The organism is Microcoleus sp. S13_B4 (assembly GCF_036700885.1).
GTDB lineage: Bacteria > Cyanobacteriota > Cyanobacteriia > Cyanobacteriales > Microcoleaceae > Microcoleus.
In genome coordinates this window covers 233,963-257,272 of sequence record NZ_JAUBPU010000003.1, presented here as the reverse complement: position 1 = coordinate 257,272, position 23,310 = coordinate 233,963, and the positions used below count along the sequence as shown (strand labels likewise).

Genomic DNA, 23,310 nt, shown 5'->3' with positions numbered 1-23,310 from the left:
TTGTTTTCGAGGTCGAGAATAATCAGGTTAGTCAAGGATGCTAGCGGTTTAATGTCGTTGATTTGATTTTCGCCGAGACCGAGCCCAGTCAGGTTAGTCAAGGATGCTAGCGGTTTGATGTCGTTGATTTGATTGTTGTTGAGGCCGAGCGTAGCCAGGTTAGTCAAGGATGCTAGCGGTTTGATGTCGTTGATTTGATTTTCGCCGAGGCCGAGATCAGTCAGGTGAGTCAAGGATGCTAGCGGTTTGATATCGCTGATTTGATTTTTGAGGAGGTGGAGATCAGTCAGGTGAGTCAAGGATGCTAGCGGTTTGATGTCCCTGATTTGATTGTTGTAGAGGAAGAGCCTAGTCAGGTGAGTCAAGGATGCTAGCGGTTTGATGTCCTTGATTTGATTGTTGTAGAGGAAGAGATCGGTCAGGTGAGTCAAGGATGCTAGCGGTTTGATGTCCTTGATTTGATTGTTGTGGAGGTAGAGCCGAGTCAATGTAGTCACGGATGCTAGCGGTTTGAGATCACTAATTTGATTGTTCCAGAGTTCGAGCGCAGTCAGTTTAGTCAAAGATGCTAGCGGTTTGATGTCGCTGATTTTATTGTCAATGAGTCTGAGTCCCGTGAGACTCGAAAGTTTCCGATCGGCTGCATCGCACTCAGTAGTCTCAGCTTTCTGCAACAGCACATCAACAGTATGTTTAGTTTCAGGACTCAAAGAAGCTTTTTGGCGACACCAATCGGCAAATGTTCGTCTACTATTTCCCGGTTGCGTCTGTGCAACTTCGGCTCCAAGTAGATTTCCAGATAATGCTAGTACGATCGCACTCAAAGCAAATACTATCAATCTTGGTAAATTCATCTGTTTCTGTGCAACTATAATTTTCATCATCTTGCATCCCTAATTTTTTAAATAGACAATGGCAGGTTGGCAAACTGTCACGATACTGCCATAAAGTTGTAAAATAACTGCGATCTTAAACTTATAGCCAATAATTTTATCTCCATAAACTGAGGAAAATACCCTATGAACGGCCCAGCATCTTACACATCATCTCAAATGACCGATCGCGATCGCGCTAACCTCAGCCGCCTGATCGATTACAGTTCCATCCAATCAGTACCCGAAATTTGGGCGATCGTCAAACAAAAATTCGGTCAAACCGTCGCCCTCCACGACCCCCACAGCAAGCCAGAAATCAAACTCACCTACACCGACCTCTACCAGCAAATCCAGCAATTCGCCGCTGGCCTCCAAGCCCTCGGCATCGAACCAAATCCCGAAGAAGCAGTCCCTCCCCGCGTCGCCCTCTTCGCAGACAACAGCCCCCGCTGGCTGATAGCCGACCAAGGTATCATGATGGCCGGGGCCGCGAACGTTGTTCGAGGCGCCACCGCCGACCCCGAAGAACTCCTGTACATCATTCAAGACAGCGGCAGCACAGCCGTGGTAGTCGAAAACCTCGCATTACTCAAAAAACTGCAACACCGCCTCCCGGATTTGCCCATTCAACTCATCGTCCTCCTCTCCGACGAAGAACCGGAAACCAGCCAAACCCTAAGCACAGTCAAATTTTCCCAAGTCATGACCACAGGGGCCAACCGTCCCCTCAAACCCTCCAACTACAAGCCTCAAACCCTCGCCACCCTCCTCTACACCAGCGGCACCACAGGCAAACCAAAAGGTGTCATGCTGACCCACAGCAACCTCCTGCACCAAGTCACCACCTTCGGCACAATTCTCCAGCCCGAACCGGGCGACTCTGCACTCAGCATCCTGCCCAGTTGGCACGCCTACGAACGCAGCGTCGAATACTTCCTGCTTTCCCAGGGATGCACCCAAATTTACACCAATATTCGCTATTTCAAACAAGACTTTAAAACTTGCAAACCCCAGTACATGGTCAGTGTTCCGCGCATCTGGGAATCGATTTATGAGGCCGTACAAAAGCAGTTTCGGGAACAGCCGCCTAACAAACAAAAATTGGTGAATTTTCTGTTATCTTCCAGCCAGCAATACATCGAGAACCGCCGCATTTTCCAAGGATTAACTCTTAGTTTGAAACCGGCTTCTGCTTCCGAAAAATTAATCGCCCGCACCAAAACCATTCTGTTGTCGCCGGTACACGCCCTCGCCGAAAAATTGGTTTATCAAAAAGTCAGGGAAGCTACGGGAGGACGTTTTAAGTGGGCGATTAGCGGTGGCGGTTCTTTGGCAACGCATTTAGACAATTTCTTTGAAATAGCGAATATCGGCTTGTTGGTGGGATACGGTTTAACCGAAACTTCGCCGGTTTTAACTGTGCGTCGCCCTTGGCACAATCTTAAAGGTTCCGCAGGACAGCCGATCGCCCATACGGAAATTAAAATTGTAGACCCAGAAACCAGACAGCAACTGCCCACAGGCCAGCGCGGCTTGGTATTGGGCCGCGGGCCGCAAATCATGGCAGGTTATTATCTCAATCCCCAAGCGACTGCCAAAGCCATAGACTCCGAAGGCTGGTTCGACACGGGCGATTTGGGCTGGCTGACACCGGGAAACGATTTAATCTTGACCGGGCGGGCCAAAGATACGATCGTCCTCAGCAACGGCGAAAACATCGAACCCCAGCCCATAGAAGACGCCTGCGTCCGCAGCCCCTACATCGACCAAATTATGCTAGTAGGTCAAGACCAGAGATCCGTCGGCGCGTTAATTGTCCCTAATGAAGAAGCCGTGCAGAAATGGGCAGAAACTCAGAATCCCCCATTACACGAAATTGACTGGAATAGCAAGACAATTCAAGACTTATTCCGCAAAGAATTGACCCGAGAGGTGCAAAATCGCCCTGGATACCGCGCGGACGATCGCATCGGCCCGTTCCGGTTGATTCAGGAGCCATTTTCGATCGAAAATGGAATGTTGACCCAGACCCTGAAAATTAAGCGCCCGGTTGTGACGCAACACTACCGCGATATGATTGACGGGATGTTTTGAAATATTCGCAGGACTTGGGGAATGGAAAAGAAAAAATTATCCCAACACCCGAGTCCCGAGTCCGAGTCCTCAGTCCTGGACCATTAGTTCATATTTACCAACTAATGGCCCAGGACTAATGCCTAATTCCTAATTGACAAGCAACAACTTTATGGAACCACAATTACTCTTGAAGCGATCGATTAACGTTAAAGTCGTCGTTACTCCCCGCTGGAAAGAAGAAGCTCAACAGCAACTCCAAGCCCAAATCAACCAAATAGACTCTCAGCTACAACAGTTAGAAATGCAAGGGCAGCGGATGATTTCAGAAATCAAACAGCAAAATCTACAGCCCCCAGGCCCGCAAGTACAGCAGCAAATAGAAAACATTCAAGTGCAGGTGAATCAAAGAAAAAGCGAACTGCTAGAACAGAAAAACCAAAACCTGCAACAGCTTCAGCAAGTGCAGGTGCTAGACCTGGAACAAGAAGTGAGTCAAGGTCAAATTGACGGCACATTCACTGTCGGGCTCGGAGAAAACTTGATTCAAAAAATGCAAGTAGAAATTCTCCTCCGCGACGGTATAGTCGAAGAAATTCGAGGTGATATTTAGAAATTGGTAAGTGGTAATTGGCGATCGGTAATTGGCAATAGATTTTGAGTCAACAGTCACACATCAAGAATGCGAGAGACTGGCATAATAATAAGTATTGCCGGTGGCCGATAGCCAATGATCAATTGCCAAATACCGATTACCTATTACCAACACAAAAGGACTTTTTACAGATGATTCGCGAAGTTTTCATGCCAGCCCTGAGTTCTACCATGACAGAGGGCAAAATTGTTTCCTGGGTCAAATCAGCCGGAGACAAAGTAGAAAAAGGCGAAACGGTGGTAGTGGTTGAATCCGACAAAGCCGACATGGACGTGGAGTCTTTCTACGAAGGTTATTTAGCAATAATTATCGTAGCTGCGGGCGAAGTTGCTCCCGTGGGAGCGGCAATCGCTCTGGTAGCAGAAACAGAAGCCGAAATCGCCGTAGCTCAGCAGCAAGGAGCCGCCGCCCCAACCGCAGCAGCAGCCCCTGCTCCCAGCCCCGCTCCTGTGAGCGCAGCTACATCGTCAGCAGGTTTGCAGCAAAATGTTAGTCGCCAAAACGGCCGCAGCGTCGTTTCTCCCCGCGCTCGCAAATTAGCCAAAGAGTTTAAAGTAGATTTGAATTCTATCAAAGGCAGCGGGCCCAACGGTCGCATTGTCGCAGAGGATGTAGAAGCAGCAGCCGGCAAAGCCCAACCCGCTCCGGTTCAGCAAGCCGTAACAGTCCCCGCAGCACCAGCACCCACAGCACCCGTACCCGCCCCCGCAGCAGCCAAACCTGCACCCGTACCAGTCCCCGCGATCGCACTTTCGGGCCAAAGAGTACCGATGAATGCGCTGCAAAATGCGGTGGTGCGGAATATGGAAGCAAGTTTGAGCGTGCCGTCTTTCCGCGTGGGTTACACAATTACTACTGATAATCTCGACAAACTCTACAAACAAATTAAGTCGAAGGGCGTCACGATGACGGCTATGCTGGCGAAGGCTGTAGCAGTAACTTTACAAAAACATCCTCTGCTGAATGCTTCTTATGTGGAGTCGGGAATTCAATACCGCGCTGATATTAATGTGGCGGTAGCGGTGGCGATGGATGGCGGCGGTTTGATTACGCCGGTGTTGCAAAATGCCGATCGCCTCGATATTTATTCGCTCTCGCGCACTTGGAAGGATTTAGTCGATCGCGCCCGCACCAAGCAGTTGAAGCCTGATGAGTACAGCACGGGAACTTTCACTCTTTCCAATTTGGGAATGTTTGGTGTAGATAAGTTTGACGCGATTTTACCCCCGAATCAAGGCTCGATTTTGGCGATCGGTTCTTCGCGGCCGCAAGTAGTAGCAAACGAGGATGGTTTGATGGGAGTGAAGCGCCAAATGCAGGTGAATATTACTTGCGATCACCGGATTATTTACGGTGCTGACGCTGCATCTTTCTTGCAAGATTTAGCTAAATTGATTGAGACAAATCCTCAATCTTTGACACTTTAATTAGGACTAAAGTCCTGACTACAAACCTTACTCTGAGGTTCGTAGTCAGGACTTCAGTTGGGAACATCTCAGTATTGCAAAAAGGATTTTTATTATTATAGAACCCATTTGACATCTTTTGTAAAATCCTTACAGGGCAACTATTCTAGCCTAAATTTAGGATTCTACTGATTCGCCCCAAACCTAGTTGTGGTAATAAGTCTGGAATAGATGTCAAATGGGTTCTATAGGCCTGAACTATGCCTACAGCCATACCCTCGATAATAAAGAAATCATCTCCAAATTGAACGTTAATAACGTGTAATTTCTCAGCGTTAAAAAAGCACGCAATTTGGAAACACGTAAAAGAAAAATTATGAAAAATACTGTTTATCACCACCAAACTTTAGATTCAGGATGCCGGTTACGAAATCGCAAAGAAGGCTTTTGAAATATCTTTAGTGTGAGTGTGCAAAAAAGGGGATAACAGCCTAAACTTTTGCCTGCATCCCCTAAAAATCAAGTATTAAGTAGTTGTACAAAATTAATCACACAAAATATCCCCTGAAAGCCTTACAACGTAAAGAGTCTTTATCTAATTAATTTCGTTTGGTTACTTACGTAGGCTCTAAATACCACGCGATTCCAATGCTTTTGCTAAGCGTTCTAAAACTTCTGTCATCTTTTCCTGGTTGAGAGTAGCAGCATCAACAAGTGCAACTTCTGCTTCTGCTTCTGCTGCTTGCCGACGAATTAATCTTTTTTTTGCAGATTCTACGCTTCGGAGTAATAGAAAAATAACAAAGGCGATAATCACAAAACTAATTACAGATGCCAGGAAAACACCCCATTTTATACCTCCTGGTGCCCAACTTTCCAGGTCTTTAGCTCCTGCAGCCGTTAAAGCAGGATTAAGAAGAATGGGAGTAATAATATCTTTGACTAAAGAATCAATGATTTTTCCAAAGGCTCCACCAATGATGACGGCAACTGCCAGTTCAAGGACATTTCCCTGAACTAAAAACTTCCAGAAATCGCTCCAAAATCCGCTACTACTTCTTGCCATGATGGATGTTCCCCTATAGATAGGCCAGTAAAATTTATTTTCTCATGATTCAGGAAAAACTTTATTATATTTTAAACGAAACAAACTGGTCAAAGGCGATCGGGTTCAATCTAAGAACGGAGTGGCGCGACTTTTTGGTGCAACGGATGTTGTCCTTACTTTTCACGCTATCTCTGAAAGCCTTGTCAGGCAAGGGTTTCATCTGAAGACGTTTGTCAATGATTTCTACTTAGGGCTTGCTGAAAAAGTGTACGCAGTGGAAAAACGAGGCTACACAGCTTGAAAAATAGTAGGTTTATTGGTGAATTCCCAAATTTAGCCAGAGACGAACAACCAAGGTGCAAAGGTTTTGAGCCTCTATAAAACCCGTTTGACATCTTTTACGCTGTTATACGTGACCGCAAAAGCATTATCCAGCAGCAGCCATGCCTTATTGTAGCAGTCTAACGGATTCAGAATGGGAAATAATTGAACCCATACTACATGAGATATTGCCCAGGAAGAAGCTAACTAAAACCATGTAACTGGACAAAAAGAGAAATCTTAGATGGAATCTTCTATCAACTAAAAAATGGCTGCAATTGGTAAGACCTACCCAAGGATTGGCCCCCTTACAATGGCCGTATATTGGCTTTACTTGCAGTGGCGAACACAGGGAGTGATAGAAGAGCTGATGAGAGTGCTACATGGGCAAGTGCGTGAGCAGGTAAAAAAAGCCAAATGGACTACATTTTAGTTTTTCTTGATGCGGACTAAAGTCCTCACTACAAACCTTTGACTACTGACTACAAACTAATTACTCGATCGCACTGTCAAAACTTGCGGCGGCGTCGCATCCGGCGGATACAAGAAATCCACCTGCACCAAACGGCGTTCCCCCGGCTTCATATTCACATTCACCAAAGGTTCCCCCTGCTGTCCCCGCCGCTGCACAATGTGAATGTAGCGCGTCAAAGTCTTGCCCGTATCATCCTTAAACATCACCCGCACCGTACCTCGGAAAAATATCCGATTTTCAGGAGGGTCATAAAACATCAATCCCCCCGATTCTGTATTTGCTTTAATCGGTGTTTGCATTTTAATGCTAACAGATTGAGACTCGCGAGATTTGTTATAAAGCGGAAAAGTTAAGTTGTATTGAATCCCGTAATTACCGTGAGCAAAATAAGCAGTATCGGGATAGCGAGCTAACATTTTAGCGCTTTGAACTTGGCCAGTCCCAAAAGTACCCGTGTCCGTTGTGCTCAAAGCATAGGAAAATGACTCGCCGCGTTTGGGAATAGTTAAATAATCGGTTCTCGAATTGTCCGTAATTTTAGCTTGCCACTGGGAACCTTCAGCTACTCCTGCCACGCGCCCATAAATTTTTTGCACCGGATTTTCGCCTCTGGGAGTTGGTGCTAAATCTCTCGGCCCCGCTAAACCTTTGGTATATAAAATATTTTCCCACTGTTCTAAAGTCGGATCTTGCTCGACTCCTCCTTGACTTTTAGGAGCAAACATTGCTAATGATGCTACATAAACCGAATTGCTGCTGGACATTCGCATTAAAGTCGATCGACCATTGGAAGAAGGTGTGACATTCCCCACAGGTATCGGCAAATTCATCAGCATTCGGCTCTGATTTGCCGGAATCTCGATCGCAGCAGGCAAAATGCTTTGTCTGTATCCCCGCAATACATCGCTCGTGATGCGGCTTCCAGGCCCTGCAAACACAGTCCCAAATCGATTCTCTAAATACGACGGCAAATCGATAAACAAGGCATCCGGCCGAGTTAAATAAGTCGCTCCTTGCAATACTTTTAAAGTAACAGGTTCGGAGTTGGGATTGTGGACAATTATTCCTTGAAATAAGGTGCGAGTTTCGGCGCGATTTTTAGCTTTGGCGATGTGGTGGGCAAAGATATCAAATCGACCTTTGAAGGGAAAGTTTAAGTGTGCAGAAGGTACTTGTTTTCCTTCCGGGGGAAATGTGGAGAGCAAAATGCCTTCCGTTTGCACAACTTCGGGGCTGTTGCTGTTGAAAACCGGGATGTTGTCGAGTTGTCCCGGCAAAACGCGCACTTGCTGGGGCACTGTCAGGGTTTTCAGCGGGCTGCTGCTTGGCGGCAGCGGCAAATCCAGTTCGTTTTCGGGTACGGGGACTTCGGGCTGGATGAGCAGTTGTTGTTGGGCGGGAGGTGCGGCGATTGTTTGAGCGAGGGGGAAAAGTGGCAAAAACATTGCTGTAAGAGCGTTTAACTAAACTTGTATTGATATTTGGCCGATCCTCTTCGTTGGCGTAGCCCCCGTAGGGGCGGGCTCGGCTAACCGGCGATCGACACAAAACTTTACCACAAGTTGGTTGATGTGTTTGAGGAATTTTGGATTTTAGGTGGATGTTTGCAGTAAATTCGCCGATCGCCCAATTTAGCACAGACGTGGCGCTCAGCTTTCGATCGCACCTTCCTGAGTCCGCGCACCATTTCCAAAATTGTTGGGCGTGAAGTCGGTTTAGATCGTCAGCCGCTCAAACAATTTACCAATTACCAATTACCAATTACCAATTACAAACTTGCGTTATTTCTGTTTTATGACTACCAACGTAATGTCGTCAAAAACTGTATGTTTGTCAATATGTTGCAGCAGATCATCGATTACTGCTTGTCGAATTTGTTCAGCCGTTTTGTGGCGATTTTTTTTGGTTAATTCGCACAATCTTTCTATGCCGTAATACACTTTATCTATATTTATAGCTTCGGTAATTCCATCTGTGTAAAGCACTACTACATCCCCTGGATTAAGATGCACTTGAACTTGGGAAACAAAATCAGCAATATCTTCCTCTAATCCCACAGGAAAGCCGAGTTCCATTGTATCGATTCGTTCGATGTTACCATCAGTACGGACTACAATTATTTCTTCATGTTGACCGCTGAGGGTAAAGTTACTATCTTGATAATCTAACAAAGCCAAGGTCATGTTTTTAGACGAGTCGATGCGCTCGATATTGGCATAAAGGGTGCGGTTTAACACATCAAGAAACTTCACCGGATCGGTTTCGTTCATTTGTTGGAGAGTGCGGACGGCGGTTTGCGCCATAATCATTAATACGCCACTTTCTAAACCATGTCCCGTAACATCGCCGATGCTAATTTTTACCTGATCATTTTGGGTTAGCACGTCGTAGTAGTCGCCGCCAACTTCATCCGCAGGTTGCATATATCCAGCTATTTCTAATCCTTTAATTTTATCTAGTTCTGATTGTTTGGGCAAGATCATTTGTTGCAGTCGTTTCGTGACTTCTAACTCAGCACTGAGGCGGATGTTTTCGGCTTTAAGTTTGTTATTGAGGCTGCTAATTTCCTGGTTTGCTTGGGCGAGTTGGGCGGTGCGCTGTTGCACTTTTTCTTCTAAAGTTTGATAGAGACGGGCATTTTCGATGGAGATCGCAGCTTGGGCGGAAATGATGTTGAGGACTTCTAAGCGATCGCGCGTAAAAGCTCCCGCTGTTAAATTATTTTCTAGGTATAAGATGCCCACCAACTTACCTTGATTAATCAGGGGGCTACACAAGATAGATTTAGGTCGCTGCTGAATAATATACGGGTCAGATGCAAACCTAGTTTCAGTGGTTGCATCATCGATCGCAAGAGTTTCTTGCGTGCGTTCTACATAATTAACCAGCGAGATAGGAATCTCTTGACTTTCAGTCGCTGACTTGGATATTAATTGACATTGTTCACCCGTACATTGAGCTTCAATTTTCCACTTACCTGCTGGGTCAGGTATGATGAAATAAAACTTTTCTGCTCCGGCGTTTTCCAGCAAGACTTGCATCAAATTCGAGAGTAACTTATCTAAATGAACTTCCCCTGAGAGCGCTTGGGAGGCTTTGATAATTGTTGATAAATCCAGCTCGTTTGCAGCACCTGAACTGGTAGAAGTGATAGTGTTTCTGGTCTGAACAATCGTTGCGTCTCTTCGACTCGGAGGGCTGTTTTTCCTACCGACGACTGGTGCGAGTAATTCAGAATAGCGCTCTTCTAAATCTTTAACTTTTGCCTTTGCTCCCCAGCGAATATAAGCATAGTAAGCGTCAATCAGGTAGGTACGCGCTACTTTCTGACGACCTAAAGTTAAATAAAATTCTGCTGCTAGTTCATTGGCGAGGGCTTCGTGCTGGACATATCCATTTTCCTTGGCTCCATCTATCGCCCGGTCGTAATATTCCATTGCTGAGAAAGATTGCCCCAATACGCGGGCTTTTTCTGCCTCTACTAAGTCATACTCATGCTGGTAATTCATTGGGCAATGTTGAGCCCAATATTTCATCTTTTCCTGATTTTCTTCTACTTGTTTCAGGTATTGTTGCTGCTTTTCCTCACTTTCCTGAAAATACTGAGCTAAGAGAGCCAGAGAATAGTAATAAACATGGTTATTAAAGCTAATATTAGCTTGAACAAGCATTGAATTCTCTAACGCTGTTTTAGCATGAATTATAGCATTTTTATAATCTTTAAATAAATAGCAAAGTAGGGTTTTTGCAAAAAGCACTCTAAATAAAGACATTAAATTATTAATTTTTGTCAAATAAGCAATAGCTTCTCCCTCATTCAAAAATTCACCAGTTAAAATCAGGCTATTATCTGTTATGCCTCGTAAATTTGCGACTAATTGACCAATTATTTTGAGCAGATAAAACTGATATTCTTGGGAAAGATTATCGGCAAAATCAATATAGTGTTTTTGTTGTTCTTGCACGTAGTCTAGATGATCGCCATTAAAAAACAGATGAGCGCAGTAGTAATCAGCAGCATGACAAGCATATTCTATATCTCCAAATTCTAAGCCGCTATTAATTGCTTGACGAAGGGGTTCTATAGTTTCCCTAGTATGCTTTTTGAAGTGCGTAATACAGATGGAAACATTAACCAATATTTTAGAACGAAACTCTTTGGCATCTAACTGCTCTAATACTTGTAAAGAAAGTTTACCAAGTTGATAGGCAAAATCTATATCTGGTATGAGCCAAGACACCAGTGCTCCGTAAATAGAATAGGCAAAAGTACACTGTGGCGAATTCCCATAGTAACGAGAAAGTTCGATCATAGTATATAGAATTGGTAGCGATAGCGGGCTTTCTGCGAAGCAAGCTGGTGGGAAAATTAGAACTAAAAGCTCCATACCCGCCAGCTTGTAGGGATCGGTCATTTTTGGCAGCGTAGCTAACTCCTCAATATTAAGTTCTTGCGGGGCTAATTGAGATATTGTCACTCCCAGTATTTCTAGGATTTGTAGCCCAGTATCTAAAGCAGATTTAATCTGGTTTTTAGCCAGTTCAAGCCTAATTTTCAGCACATATAAGTTGACTTCTTCGAGGACTGTTTTGGCTTTTTTGAGAGTGCTATCGCACAAAATTACTGCTCGTTCTAAATTGGCATTGAGATATTCGGCTTCCGCCACTTCCCGATAAAAATCAAATGTCAGATCGTATCTACTTTCCCAGCTATCTTGACTCAGGAGTTCTATACCTACATTCAAATAATTAACAGCGGCTTCATATGCAGTAGCTGCCTTGGCTTTCTGTCCAGCAATCAGGTTTAATTGGGCCAACTCATCTTTTTCTGACTGATTAGTTAGCAAATCTGTGCCAAAATTCAGTTGGTTAACCAGAGCAAAAATATTATCTTTTCGCTCTTGCTCTGTTGTATTATTCAGCAACAGTTGACCAATTTTCAGGTGAGTGGCTTTTTTCTCTGACTCTGGAATCAAAGAATAAGCAGCTTGCTGCACGCGGTCATGCAAAAATTTGTAGTCAACTTTGATATCGCGTATAGATGCCAACTCTTCCTGGGCAAAGAGTAGAGGAATTTTGTAATTTTCAGACAGCGGCAGAATCAAACCCGCTTGCAGTGCTTCCCACAAATGAGCAGCCGTCGCTATGTTTGATTCTTCATTGACAATTGATAAAACTTCTAAGTTAAATTGGTTACCGATACAAGCGGCTAATTTTAATAATTTCTGGGTTGTGTCAGGGAGTTTGCGAATATTGCGAGCCACCAGTTCAACGATATTGAAGTCGGCGATGCCAATTGCTTGTATTTGTTGAATATCCCACTCCCAGCGGTCTGTGTCTACCTGATAAACCAGCAGATTTTCCGAATACAGGGTTTTGAGTAGCTGGGTTAAGAAAAACGGATTCCCTTGGGTTTTATTAAAAAGTAACTCTGAAAAAACTTTTATTTTGTCTGAATTTACGCTGGCATCGAGAGTGTCGGCGATTAATTGGTTGACGCTATCCAAAGCCAGCGCCTGAATGGTGATATTATTCACCACCGTTTCATTTTTTTGAATTTTTTCTATTGTCTGAATTAAAGGATGAACGGGACTGACTTCGTTATCTCGATAAGCTCCAATCGTTAACAAATATTTGTTATCTGGGTCAGTTACTAAGAGTTGGATTAACTTTAGAGATGCCGAATCTGCCCACTGTAAATCGTCTAGGAATATGACTAGCGGGTGTTCGGGTTGACAAAAAACACGAATAAATTGTTGAAATACGCGATTAAATCTGTTTTGAGATTCCGATGAACCCAGTTGAGGAACGTCAAGCTGTTTACCGATAATTAGTTCGACTTCGGGGATAACATCAATAATAACTTGACCGTTATTATCTAGCGCATTTAATAAGTTTTCTTTCCAAATAGCAATCTGTTCAGAACTTTCGGTTAATAGCTGACGAACTAATTCTTGAAATGCTTGGATTAACGCCGCATAGGGAATATTGCGCTTAAACTGGTCAAACTTACCCGCAATAAAATATCCCCTAGCTGCTACAATTGGTTTATGAACTTCATTGACGATTGAAGTTTTACCAATCCCGGAATAACCGGAAACTAACATCATTTCGGTAGCACCGAGGCTGACTCGTCCAAAGGCATCTAGAAGAATTTGGACTTCGGTTTCTCTACCATAAAGCTTCTGGGGAATGAGTAATTGGTTGCCGCGATCGCGTTGACCGATGGGAAAATTTTCAATCTTTCCAGTTGTCTGAAATTGCTGCAAACAAGTTTCCAGGTCAAATTTTAATCCCGCTGCACTTTGATATCGGTCTTCCGCATTTTTTGCTAACAGTTTCATGACAATATCTGAAACCGCTTGAGGAATTTCTGCTACCTCTTTAGGTGGGACGGGTTGTTTGGCAATATGACAGTAAACCAACTCCATCGGATCGGTGGTAGTAAATGGCAACTGGTTGGTCAGCATTTCATAGAAAGTCACTCCTAAAGAGTAGAAGTCGGTGCGGTAGTCAATTGCTCGATTCATCCTCCCCGTTTGTTCGGGTGACATATAAGCGAGAGTCCCTTCCAGCAAGTTGGGATTGCTAATGCTTTGGTTTTTCAATTCCAAGCGCGATGAAATACTAAAGTCAGTCAGTTTTACTTTTCCGGTCGCTGGATTGATAATGATATTTGAGGGCTTAATGTCTTTGTGAATGATCGGTACTTGATGGAGATAGATCAAAGTTTCGGATAGAGCGATCGCTACCCTCAGAAACTCCGTTATTGACAGGTTATTGGCTGCCATCAAATGATCGAGGGATAGACCCCCAAAATCTTCTAATATCAGCGCTAAACTATTGTGATAATTTTCTAAGTTGTAAGTTTTGACAATTCCTTCACAATCTAAATTTTGAGTAATTATAAATTCTTGCCTTAAATTGGTGATTTGTTCAAGGCTAGGATAATCATATTTAATAATTTTAATGATAACTGGTTGTCTGTAACCATCTTTTTTAGCTCTATATACAATAGTCCTTACTCCTTCGTAAATTTTTTCTATAATTTCGTATCCCGAAAGAACCATCATATTTTTCACCTTACCCTTTTCATTAACTATTGTAAATCGATGTTATCCAGTTCATCCTGACTTGCGGTCATAATCGACTGTGGAAAGGCACAGCCTGCTTTGGTATTGCTTTTAGTGGGTTAGTTCATGTGGCTATCCTGAGTTAAAATGTAATAATGGTAACAGTGTAGATAAGTATTTGATTTATGAATGGGAAATGAGGACTGTAACTTAGATACTATCTTTGATAAGAATTTCATATCTATTCTCCCATCCCCTGCCTCAAAGCGCAATAGGAATCGACATTAACTTATTATCGGCTCTCTCATACTTATGGTGATAACGCAAGCTAATAATTTAGCAGGAGCGAGGGTTTCAACGTTCAGTCTCAGATACTTAGTATCATCTCCTACTTTTAACACCTAGCATCGGGGAGAGCCGAGGAAAAAATTATGTGATTAATTGATGTTTGCATCGACACTGATGTCATGAATGCTGCACTGGGGCAAGCGTAACAAGTCGCTTTAGCTGTCATATCAAGGTGCGACTGGGCTAAAATGTGGCGCGCCACATTTCTGGGACAACTGTTCAATTAATGCCATGATATAAATGTGTGGCAATGCTCATACTGACGATCGCCACTAACCAACAACCAATTTGGGCTAAAGCTACCAGAAGGTTGCCAGCATCTGCGCTCTCAAATCGGTTCTATAAAACCGACACATTTTTAATGACGATAATTTTAACCAACGACGACGGCATAGACGCTCCGGGGATTCAGGCACTTTTGCAGGCTGTCAGCGGCAAAACAATTATGGTGGCTCCGCAGGGGCAATTGTCGGGCTGCGGGCATCAGGTGACGGCTCACAGTCCGATTCATGTCGATCGGCGATCGGAATTTGAGTATGCTGTAGGGGGAACACCGGCCGATTGTGTCCGCATCGCTCTTCATCACGTTTGTGCGAAGCCGGATTGGGTGCTTTCGGGTATTAACGCGGGTGGCAATTTGGGGGTTGACGTGTATATTTCGGGTACGGTTGCGGCTGTGCGCGAAGCAGCCATGCACGGTATTCCGGGAATCGCAATTTCCCACCGGATTAAAAGGCCGCTCGAAATAGACTGGGATGTCGCGACTCGCTGGACATCGCGGGTGTTGGCGGATTTGCTGAACCGAGAACCAAAGTCTGGGTATTTCTGGAATGTGAATTTGCCGCATTTAGCCCCCGGAAGCGGGGAACCGGAAATTGTGTTTTGCCAGCCTTCGACGCAGCCACTGCCTGTGGTTTACCGGGTGGAGGGAGAATACTTTTATTATGCCGGAGAATATGGGTCGCGCGATCGGGCGGCGGGCACTGATGTTGACGTGTGTTTTGAGGGTAATATTGCGGTGACTGAGATATCGCTGTGAGAGATTGGGGCGATCAAACTATATTTTTATTCAACAAAGTCTAAATAGACGGTCTTAAATTCTATCGGCGACAGAATGTTTCATATTCATGGCTAAAAACAGATTTCATTATACTTTGGGTTTAGGACTGCATATACCCTAGGTATAATAAACCTGTTTTCGGATTATCCCAAAATAGGATATTGCAATTTATTCAGGATTGATACTAATAAAACTTAAACAAAATTAATCACAGTTCAGAGAGTGCCAGCTATCTCTACTTGCGGCCCTCGGTGCTACCATAATTTTTTTTGTCATCCTTCGGCTTAGCAACACCATCAGGTTGTTTCTTTGGCTTTTTGACTTCTTTATTGCTTTTTCTTTCTTTTGACATGATCGTTCCTCAATTTTGACTCACCATAACATAGATTGACACATTTGCCTAACAGCCCGTAGAGGGGGTGCTCCTATACAGATACTACTCGCTTTTAGTTTTGTACCATCTGCAGTATATTATCCGCTAGGTTGTGAACGTCTACCCTCTACCGTTAGGCATATCGATAAATTCCTCAGAAGTACAAGGTCTGAAATTACTTTTCAGCCCGCTCGACTCAAAGAAATATTGAAAAGCACGATCGTATAACTGCTGTGAGACAACAGAGAAAAATTATCGCTGATTAAGGTGTTGTTCCACATCTAATTTTCCTGAAAAATGACAGTAGATAAAATATGGAGCTATGACCATGCCAGCCTTCGCGACACCTGACGCAAACACAACTAACAAATTTGCAGTCTCCGCTTAAAAAAGCTGTTAGCCAGAGTGGACAACAAGAATATTGATTTTAACTATTGATTAACACTTCGGACAGTGTTTGATGGCTTACCTACTGAGAATAACGGTTTCACAGGGTTCAGTACGATCGCAACGTTTGCCGAAGCACACTAGATACCCACGATAAATCAAGGGTTTCAGACTATGACCTCAAAACGGTCGGGACTCTGGAAAAAGCACAAAGTATATGTATAAATATAAATTTAATTGTCAGCTTTCTTGAAAGTGCGCTCCAGTCAGCTCCGTTTGAGATAAAATACTTATAAAGAGTGTTTATTTCTAGATAAATTTCCGCTATAAGGAATGTGACCCGTATGGAAGTAACCGAGCTGCTCAAAGAGTACGAAAATGGAAACAGAGACTTTGCTGACGCAAACCTCAGCGGAGCAAACCTCAGCGGAGCTATGTTGGCTGGCGTAAACCTTTCGAGGGCTAACCTGTCGGGAGCTAACCTGAGTCGGGCCAATCTGACCAAAGCAGAACTTAACGACGCAAACCTTTACAGGGCAAATCTGAGTTTTGCCAAAATGGGCCAAGCCAGACTAGCGGACGCAGAGCTTACCAAAGCCAATCTCAGCGGAGCTTTCCTCGTCAAAGCAAAACTGCCCAGGGCCAAGTTGAGTGGCGCCCAACTCATCGGTAGCAACCTGCGGAGCGCCATCCTCTGGAACGCCAATTTATGTACAGCCGACCTGCAGTTCATCAACCTGCGGGGCGCTAACCTGACCGGAGCCAACCTCAACTGGGCCAACTGCGGAGGGGCAAAACTCAGCGGTGCAAAGCTTTTTGGCGCTCAACTAACAGGCATCTATCTCAGGAAAGCTTACATCAATGGCATCGACCTGAGCAGGACGGATCTGAATGGCGTCAACCTGAGCGAAGCCAAACTAAACGGGGTAAACCTGGAAGGCTCGAACTTGTTAGCTGCCAATCTCAGCGGGGCTCAGTTGCGGGGCGTCCAGTTGATGGGAGCCGATTTAACCAGGGCAAATCTGGTGGGAGTTTCTTTGGTGCAGGCAAACCTCGATTGGGCTAGACTGTGCTATGCAGACTTGAGTGAAGCCGACTTGAGCGGGGCAACGTTCACGGGAGCCAACTTTGAGGGTACTCAGTTAGCCGGATCAACAATTCCCCCATCTTTGAGTAATGATGTCTACTTAACAGCAGCCCGTGGTGTAGCAGCTTAGGCAACGCCAAAAATTAATTTCGCATCCGAGTGGACGACTCTCGCATTGGTTTAACTTTTGATGCAGACATCATTACTTTTGTGAGAGTGTTGCACCGGCAAGAAATTTACTGATATTTGCGAGAGTTTGTAGCATCACAATTGAGCTCACCCGATTAATTTCGAGACTCGCAAAGCAGAGGTAATGGCTCCTTCGTGCAAACCATCCCCCAAATAAGCTCCCGCATGATAAGTGTTGTTCTCGCCATTAGTCTCTATAACTTCATCTCGATATCGAAAAGACTCGACAGTGTAGAGTGGCGTGTGATGTTTCTGAATGTGAATAATGTGCTTTTGGGCGATCGACTCCTGCAGTTGAAAAGCTAAACTGTACTCTCGTGGCGAGGAGATGCCGCAAAGCTGATTCAAGCTCGCATTATAGCCCCACCCTTTGTCCGTCTCGAAAAAATCAAATTCTGATAACTTGCGGATACCGTAGCGATCGTACATTGATGTATCCGAATGCAGTACAGTGGTTGCATAATTGGCTTTCCACCCCGAAAACCGCTTTGTTTCCGCATCCGTCGGATCAGACAATAGCCTCATAACTTGATCTGGTGGCATCGCAAAAACCACCTTATCAAATTCCTGGATTTCCCCATCAGAAAGCACAATTTTTACAGCATCAGCACTTCTAAAAATATTGGCAATCTCTACATTTAGCCGTATCTCGCCCTTAAACCGCTCCAAAATCTTTTGAATGTAAGAATACACCCCGCCTTTAATCCTCACCCAGTTGACCGAGGCATATTCGCGTAGAACAGGCATCGCTAATTCCGCCGGAAAATTGTCGAGCAATTCAAAGGGTATCGAGTAGCTATACATCGTCAGCAATCTCAGCCAATAATTGCGGATGCACGAGCTTTTCAAAGACTCAGAAAGCGGTACATCGTAGAAATCGTGCTGTTTAGCAAACCGCATTTTTAAAATAAATCCAGCCGAACGAGCGTAGAGACTATCCAGTCGCAAATACTCCATCAGGCGTTGGATTCCGGTGAAATTCTTTTGGATAGAAACCGCAGACAAAAAGTGGGTGCCATCTTTAAAAAACAGCGCTGAACCAATCTGCACAGGTTCTAATTCAACGCCTAGCTCCTGCATAAAAGCCATGAAATTGTAAAACACAGTCGGAAATTCCAGTACCCCATTTTCTAATATTTCATTACACTCAGATTGATTGGCTGCAACATTTTTGTTAAGTGTCCGAATGTGTCCGCCTAAAATCGGCTGACTTTCCAACACAGTGACGTGATGTCCCTGTTTATCGAGCCAGTAGGCTGCTGCCATACCGCTCGCTCCGCCCCCAACAATTGCAATTCTCATAGTTCACTCCTACTTGATAGAATGGAACATTAATCATCGAATGCTTAAGAGCTGTTGGAGAGACGATCCGATCCCCCCCTTAATAAGGGGGGAGAAGAACGTTTTTCTAGCTTTCTCTCGTTGCCCGGTTGGATGTGATGCCCTTTTTATTTTTTAGTCTGCGGAGGCAGACTTCGTTTCTGTAGTAGCGATTTCAATCGCCGCGTAACCAATTCCTCCTAGCCTAAAATCGCATCGCCGGATAAACGTTGATAAAGCAGCGCCCCCGTCCAAAATGTCGGCGCAAAGCCTGGATAGCCCGATGAGGCGTTGCAGAAATAGAAATTGTTGAGGGATGTTTCATGATTTAGCCGATCGACCCCCATGTTGCGCGGCGTCAGGCTGGAACCGTAGGAATTACCGTTAGGACACCAACAGAAGCGCTCGTTAGTCGTCGGACTTCCGGTAACATGAAAAACCATGTGTTTGCGGAAATTCGGAACATAGTGTTTTTCCACAACATCTAAAATCGAGTCGAGAATCTCTTGTTTCTTCTGTCTGTAAGCTTTGCGATCGCTCTCCCAAAGTTGTTTAAAATAGCTGTAATTAGCAACAGTCAGAAATTCCACAATTTGACAATCTTCTGGACAATCCCGCCGCGCTTCCGTGAGTAAAGTTGGCGTTGTAATTGCAAAACTCGGACGAGAAAAATCATTTTGGTCATACATTTGAGCAAAAGCTTCATTTAGATCCAAGTGTTCCGAATGAAACGTATTCCACTTGCCAAATCCATAGTCTCGGAGATCGATATCTTTGACAACGCAGTACACCATGTAGTTAGATGCAGAATACTCATAGTTGAGTTTCCGTCGTACTTTTTTAGAGAACAGTTCCTCTCCAATCATCTTGGCCGCTCTTTTCGGGTCAAGGTTGCAAATCACCGTGTCGCCCGTGAATTCATGGGTTTGATGGGTAGTCAAATCCATCGCTTCAACTCCCGTTACTGTTCTGTTTGTCACCCTAAAATTAGTGACTTCATGGTTTAATAAAACTTTCCCCCCGTTGGATTCAATGACTTTAACTAAAGAATTAATGACATCTTCAAAATGCTGCGTCGGGTAAAATGCACCTTCTTGATAGCCTCTAAACAAGGCAATCCAAGCATAGAAAGAAAGCTGATTTGGGGGCAGCAAAAAGTCCGGCCATTGCAGGGCTAATAAGGTTTGGGCGGCTTGGGGGAGTTGGAACTTGTCGAAAACGTCCTGAAGTGTACTGTTGAGGTGTTGGACGGCACAGAATACGTCACCGAAGTTTTTGAGCAATTCAATTGGTTTTACAGGAGGAGCGAGTTTTCTGAGTCCCTCGCCGGTTTTCTCGACTTCGTTGACGAATTGGCGAATTCTCTCGCCTGCTTCGGGGAACAGCGCCGACAATCTGCGGATCAGTTCCTCTGGTTCCGAGGGTATATCTAGCGCGTACCCAGGCATTCTCATGTGGTCGTAGCCATTCGGATCGTACCGCTCAAAGGTGACATCTTGATCGAGACCGAGTTTTTTGAGAACTCGATTGACTGTATGTCCTTCGCCGCAGTCCCAAACGTAGTGGAATTGGGCATTAAAGGTGTATTTTTTGGCCATCGTAAAGGTGTGACCAAAGCCTCCGGGATGCTCGTGAGCTTCGAGGATGTGTACGGTTTTGCCGGAGTTTGCCATCAAAGCTCCGAAAACCAGTGCTGATAAACCACTGCCGACGATGAGGTAATCTGTTGTCATGGTAAATTTCCTCGATCGATTGAATGGGGCGATCGTTGTTTATTTAAACTAGCTCTCAATTCTGAGAAAATTGTGAAGAGGGCTTACCACGCTATTTGTGGGGTACACACTGCGTACCTTACGCCTTTTTGGGCGGGCTAGAAGCCAACCCCTACTCGCCACAGTAGGGTGAAGCATCTAAATTTTACAGTCAAGTTTGAGCGAATTCTTGTGGGGTGGGCGTCCCGCCCGCCCAAAAAATACAATTTAGGTGGGCTTACTTACAGCTTATTTGTGCGGCACAATCACATCAAAAAAAGCATCGTCCAAATCATAACCAAACATCTGCGACATCGCCATCAACTTTGATTTACTGGGAATTCCCTGCTGATTAAACCAATCAGTCAACACGAATATTTTGCTCATCAAAAACATTTCCAAAGCTTCAGGATTGTACTGAATACCTTGGGTGCGGTGGAACTGGTGTGGCACCAACATCGCGGCATAGCGCGCCAATTCTCCCGCTTTCCAATCCAGCAAAAATGGCAGCCAAGGGTAACAAGCATCCAAGCGAATAAACCACAGCCGCACTTCGGGAATTTCCGAGATTTCTCGCGGATCTAACTCTTCGCGCGGATACTCAATTTCAAATTGTAGCTGTTGTTCGTTGTGGGCGATCGCTCCTTCTGCCAGCCACTTTTCAATCACAGTCCGCACCGGAGACAAATCTAAACTGTTTATGCGATCGGCATCTATCGATATCATAATACTCATAAAAAGTCAACCTTATAGCATTAAGTTACTATCTATAATACCACCAATTACCAATCACCCATCACCAATTCTATCAAATTTGACTGATTAATGTATTAATGTAAATCCCTTAAACCCCTTATACTGCTTCGTTCCCAAACTTCCTGTTACCCGTTTTTCCCAAACTTGGTATCTTGCAAAGAATTACCAATCCCCTGGATAATTCCCCGCCCGATCAAACCAATTCCCCGCCCTATTACCTGGGTCAAAACGTAAACAACAGCAGCACCCAACAGCGAAATAACCGCGCGAACTCTAGGTGCGATCGCATCCCTGGTTTCCAGCAGCAAAGTCAAGGCTAACTGCCACCCAGAAAGCTGTGCTAACTCCCGATTTCTCGGAGAATAAATAGAAATTCTCTTAATTCCCAAATCGCCCAAAACAAACAGCCAAAACTTGCTTTCAAAAATCGCTTTCGGCTCCACAAAATATCTATCCCAGCTATATCTCCACGACAAATTATTCCGAAACCTCTCAATTTCTCGCGTCGAAATCAACTTCCCATCGTAAAAAATTTGCTTAATTTCTTCAATATTTGCCAAATTATTTAGTAGAGGCTGTACCACTCCGCTAGCAACTTGTATTGCCAAATTTTCCAACAAAGCTTCAGCTCGCTGCATTGCTTCCGGGCTGCCTGAAACACAAGAAACATTGTCAACTGTTAGAGGAATTTCAAATAGCAAATGTGCAAAAAAATCAACTGTCATCGGTATTTTGTCAAGGATTTCTGCGGCAACTACATCAGCATCTGCCAGCAGCATCGGCACTACTTCTACGCCCCTGCCAGCCAAGAGATAAGCACCGCTTCCCCCTTGGCTTTCTTCCAGTTTTAAGCTTGCTTGACTGCCATCAAAAACCAGATTTTCTTTCGTTTGCAGTGTATAGTATCTGCCAAAAAAATCTATGATTGTCGCCTCCCACAAATTCCGTAAAATAGCAGGCATTTTTTGCGACAAGTGAGTTTGCTGTACTTGCGAAAAGCGCAATTCCTCCAGCAAATCCTTTAACTTCCGCAGGATGGAACTCATCAATTCACGCTTTTTGGGCGATCGCAAAATATCGATTTCCAAAGGCAAGCCAGTCAAATTCACCAACTCAAACTGGAATTTAGTCGCCACAGAGTCAAACAAGCTATTTTGCCAATTAGTTGCCACGTCCAAATCATTCGCCGAAACTTGAGAATTCGCTACTTGCAACAGAGAATTATTCAACAAATTCTCCCGTCTTCCTTCTGCCTCTGCCTTCTCCCTTCTTCCTTCTTCCTTCTTCCTTCTTCCTTCTTCCTTCTTCCTTCTTCCTTTTGCCTTCTCCCCTTTTCCTTCAAATAATAACTGACTGACAATCCAACGAGCTGCGAGTAATTCTCTGCGGCGCCCGCTGAGTACAACCCCATCTAAAATAGAGGGCAAATCCGTCGCATCTGCGGCTCTGAACTCTTGCAAATCAGCTTGGACAACCGCCAAAGTTGCATCTATTTCCCGTAGTCCAGAACGACAAAAATAAGCCAGCATTTTTTTGTGTACTGGCGTATCAACGGTCGAATTATCTGCATTTTTATCTGCAATTGCTGCGGAGTTTTCTACGGTTTGAACCACCGCTGCATTTAGTTCTATTTCCGAGTTAGCTGCCGCATCCGTCGCCCAATAAGTGTGACCAAATGCCACCGCGCGAACAGCTTCGATTGTCAGAGAAATATCTCTACCTTTAGGAGAATACCCATTCGCGCCTGCCGCCTGTAAATCCGCCAACAACTCCGGTGTCAGCGGCCCGCCTAGCAGCAACAGGGGCAGGTTGGGGTACAAACTTTTGAGTTCGCGACAAAATGCCAGCGCCTCTGTTTGACCCGATCGCAAATTTAGGGTCTCAACAGCCAAAATTGCCAAATCTCCCGGCTTCTTGGCTGTTTCAGAGCCGAGGGAGCGAGCTTCTAGAACCCGCAAAGCCTCGTTTCGCGTTGAAACCTCTGCGACAACTTGCAAGTCTGGATACTGCTCGCAAGCGACTCGCAGCCCCAGCCGGAAAATGGGGTCGCTATCGATCGTCAGCAGTTGCAAATTACTCACTTGATTTTAGATTGGAGATTTTAGAGCTCGAT

At 44.7% G+C, this 23,310-nt stretch carries 13 protein-coding genes; 5 read left to right on the top strand and 8 right to left on the bottom strand.

The features are described 5' to 3' along the window. Window positions 1–854 (bottom strand): leucine-rich repeat domain-containing protein (locus tag QT994_RS03870; protein ID WP_333171923.1); only part of this gene is annotated, 854 nt, incomplete at its 3' end. Window positions 855–1,019: 165 nt separating this feature from the next. Here QT994_RS03870 and QT994_RS03865 point away from each other — a divergent pair. From QT994_RS03865 to QT994_RS03855, 3 genes are all read left to right on the top strand, one after another. After that, window positions 1,020–2,969, top strand: a complete 1,950-nt coding sequence (locus tag QT994_RS03865; protein ID WP_333171921.1) for a long-chain fatty acid--CoA ligase — start codon at window positions 1,020–1,022, stop codon at window positions 2,967–2,969. A gap of 151 nt (window positions 2,970–3,120) precedes the next feature. After that, entirely contained in the window at window positions 3,121–3,561 is a 441-nt protein-coding gene (locus QT994_RS03860; protein ID WP_333138001.1) for a YlqD family protein, read from the top strand. A gap of 173 nt (window positions 3,562–3,734) precedes the next feature. Then, window positions 3,735–5,030: a dihydrolipoamide acetyltransferase family protein gene (locus tag QT994_RS03855; protein WP_333171919.1), complete on the top strand. Its 1,296-nt coding sequence runs from the start codon at window positions 3,735–3,737 to the stop codon at window positions 5,028–5,030. Window positions 5,031–5,637: 607 nt separating this feature from the next. Here QT994_RS03855 and mscL read toward each other — a convergent pair. From mscL to QT994_RS03840, 3 genes are all read right to left on the bottom strand, one after another. Further along, window positions 5,638–6,075, bottom strand: a complete 438-nt coding sequence (gene mscL, locus QT994_RS03850; protein WP_194067975.1) for a large conductance mechanosensitive channel protein MscL — start codon at window positions 6,073–6,075, stop codon at window positions 5,638–5,640. 792 nt (window positions 6,076–6,867) lie between these two features. After that, window positions 6,868–8,298: a DUF3370 domain-containing protein gene (locus tag QT994_RS03845; RefSeq protein WP_333171918.1), complete on the bottom strand. Its 1,431-nt coding sequence runs from the start codon at window positions 8,296–8,298 to the stop codon at window positions 6,868–6,870. Between the two features lie 336 nt (window positions 8,299–8,634). Continuing rightward, window positions 8,635–13,926 carry an AAA family ATPase gene (locus tag QT994_RS03840; protein WP_333171916.1) on the bottom strand — a complete coding sequence of 1,764 codons (5,292 nt, stop codon included), beginning with the start codon at window positions 13,924–13,926 and terminating at the stop codon, window positions 8,635–8,637. Window positions 13,927–14,635: 709 nt separating this feature from the next. Between QT994_RS03840 and surE the strand changes: the two genes are divergently transcribed. Beyond that, window positions 14,636–15,313 (top strand): 5'/3'-nucleotidase SurE, encoded by a 678-nt coding sequence (gene surE / locus QT994_RS03835; protein ID WP_333171938.1) that lies wholly within the window; start codon window positions 14,636–14,638, stop codon window positions 15,311–15,313. A gap of 1,125 nt (window positions 15,314–16,438) precedes the next feature. Then, complete coding sequence (locus QT994_RS03830; RefSeq protein ID WP_333171914.1) at window positions 16,439–17,311, top strand: pentapeptide repeat-containing protein; 873 nt, start codon at window positions 16,439–16,441, stop codon at window positions 17,309–17,311. Window positions 17,312–17,457: 146 nt separating this feature from the next. On the opposite strand, the gene QT994_RS03825 is transcribed toward QT994_RS03830, so the two are convergent. The 4 genes from QT994_RS03825 to QT994_RS03810 all read right to left on the bottom strand — a co-directional run bounded on the left by QT994_RS03825 (window position 17,458) and on the right by QT994_RS03810 (window position 23,278). Further along, on the bottom strand, window positions 17,458–18,672 hold the full coding sequence (locus QT994_RS03825; RefSeq protein ID WP_333171912.1) for an FAD-dependent oxidoreductase: 1,215 nt from the start codon (window positions 18,670–18,672) through the stop codon (window positions 17,458–17,460). Between the two features lie 218 nt (window positions 18,673–18,890). Continuing rightward, a complete protein-coding gene (locus QT994_RS03820; RefSeq protein WP_333171910.1) occupies window positions 18,891–20,423 on the bottom strand; it encodes an NAD(P)/FAD-dependent oxidoreductase in 1,533 nt (510 codons plus the stop codon). A 267-nt stretch (window positions 20,424–20,690) separates the two neighbouring features. After that, complete coding sequence (locus tag QT994_RS03815; RefSeq protein WP_333047144.1) at window positions 20,691–21,176, bottom strand: CRR6 family NdhI maturation factor; 486 nt, start codon at window positions 21,174–21,176, stop codon at window positions 20,691–20,693. A gap of 146 nt (window positions 21,177–21,322) precedes the next feature. Beyond that, entirely contained in the window at window positions 21,323–23,278 is a 1,956-nt protein-coding gene (locus QT994_RS03810) for a DUF3685 domain-containing protein (RefSeq protein ID WP_333171908.1), read from the bottom strand. Window positions 23,279–23,310: the final 32 nt, after the last annotated feature.